Annotated in this window: 3 protein-coding genes; 1 reads left to right on the top strand and 2 read right to left on the bottom strand. The window is 35.3% G+C overall.

Annotated features, from left to right (window positions below; all coding sequences use genetic code 11):
* Positions 1 to 256 precede the first annotated feature (256 nt).
* Positions 257 to 421 (bottom strand): NYN domain-containing protein, encoded by a 165-nt coding sequence (locus J7J01_02020; GenBank protein MCD6209669.1) that lies wholly within the window; start codon positions 419 to 421, stop codon positions 257 to 259.
* Positions 422 to 637: 216 nt separating this feature from the next.
* Between J7J01_02020 and J7J01_02015 the strand changes: the two genes are divergently transcribed.
* Positions 638 to 1,120: a hypothetical protein gene (locus J7J01_02015; protein ID MCD6209668.1), complete on the top strand. Its 483-nt coding sequence runs from the start codon at positions 638 to 640 to the stop codon at positions 1,118 to 1,120.
* A 2-nt stretch (positions 1,121 to 1,122) separates the two neighbouring features.
* Here the strand turns inward: J7J01_02015 and J7J01_02010 are convergent.
* A partial coding sequence (locus J7J01_02010) for a hypothetical protein (protein MCD6209667.1) occupies positions 1,123 to 1,618 on the bottom strand: 496 nt, incomplete at its 5' end.

Raw genomic sequence — 1,618 nt, 5'->3', positions numbered from 1 at the left:
CCGAGAACAAAATAAAGAAGATATTGGAAGAAGCGGGGATCATCATTTCCGCAGGTGAAATCTCCAATATTCTGACGCAGGAGAAGCGAAGCCGGAAAAGCCGCATGGGAAAACATGATGTCTATACTCGATACCTGTAAGAAGCAGATGGTCGGTTTCAGTTTCTTTGATTATATCAGGGATACATTATCAGGAAAGCGTGCCATGACAAGATTTGCACAGCTCATTTCTCGTGATCATCTTTAATATCCACCTTTTATTGTGCAGATACTTCAAATGCAACAACATACACAAACATCTCTAAATCTTTTATTCTCTCAATTACGGGTAAAAAGTCTTGATCCCCACTACATAGAACGGCAACGTCATAATTCTTTTGAAATCCAAAAGATAACATTTCAGTTGCAAATTGAATATCCACTCCCTTCTGAATGTATATATTCTCTCTACCTCTACCCCTCCATCCCTTTTGCTTTTCACCTTCAAGCTTTTTTTGGTAAGAAGAAGCCGGGCAAAAGTGAATTAAAAGTAACAGAGTAGCATAAGAGAAGAAATCGAAAAGTTTTTTAGTTTTTAATCTTATAAATTAACTATAACATAAGGGTATAAAAAGAAAAAGGTAAGAGAAGGAGAGGGTATGACGGGAAAATTGTTGCCATTTATGAAATTTCTTGAAAAGGAAGCAGGTTTTAAATTCGATATTGAAAAATTTGAACACCGGCTAATGCTACAAAAGTATGTGTTCATCTCTAAGTTCTTGGGATTCAATCATGGCTATTTACATAGTATCTATCTTAGGGGACCTTATTCACCAGCACTTGCTGATGACTATTACAAATTAGCTGACTACTATTCATCATATAAAGGGGATTATAAAAAAGAGCTTGAGGTATTTAATACCGAAAAATTTTTAAAAGTGATAGAAGGGAAGGATGCAAAGTGGCTTGAGATAGCTGCAACTATACTCTCGGTCTATGATAGGTATCGAAAAAAATTTCATAGTGATGAACTAATAGAAAAGGTCATATCCACATCGTGTGATATAAAGAGTGCTACCGACGTTAAAAAGATTCACCGTGTGTTTGAAGAGTTAAAAAGAGTTGGACTGATTGTCGTTTAAGCTCAAAACTCTTCTGTTATTTTTAATTGCCGATTCCTCTTATTAGCTGTTCGCATCTCTTTTTCAATACTTTTCAGTAATTCCGATTCCAGTAATCTACTGTCAACAGTCAATAAATGTGATGAATCCGGATCACAAAGAACACATGAAGCCATGAAAGCATCAGTGGGGGCATTTTCGGCAAAATAAAAATCCTGGGCAGTCAATGATTTAGCTATATCATAACAGCATTTATTTGGTGGAATAATATCAGCTTTCAAATCCTTCAGTAGCACAAAAAACTTATACATAATCTCATCCTCATCTCTATCTCTTAGCTCAAAGTTTTCCCGAATAAGGTTGTTTATTAATTCCCCAACTACGATAAAAGGTATCTTGACGTTAATCTCAGGGTTATTCCTAACATTTGATTTTATCTTTGAAAGAATAACGTTTGCATTCTTTTTTTCATCCTCTTTTCCCCATAGATAGCCCTGAAAGAAGCAAGTATCAATGTAT

This window comes from Methanophagales archaeon, from assembly GCA_021159465.1.
Classification (GTDB): Archaea; Halobacteriota; Syntropharchaeia; order Alkanophagales; family Methanospirareceae; genus G60ANME1.
Note: the sequence above shows the minus strand (reverse complement) of the source record. Positions and strands in the feature narration are given on the sequence as shown.

Excerpts from the sequence above, each read along its gene's own strand:
- J7J01_02015 (MCD6209668.1), top strand. The coding sequence starts at position 638 with ATGACGGGAAAATTGTTGCCATTTATGAAATTTCTTGAAAAGGAAGCA.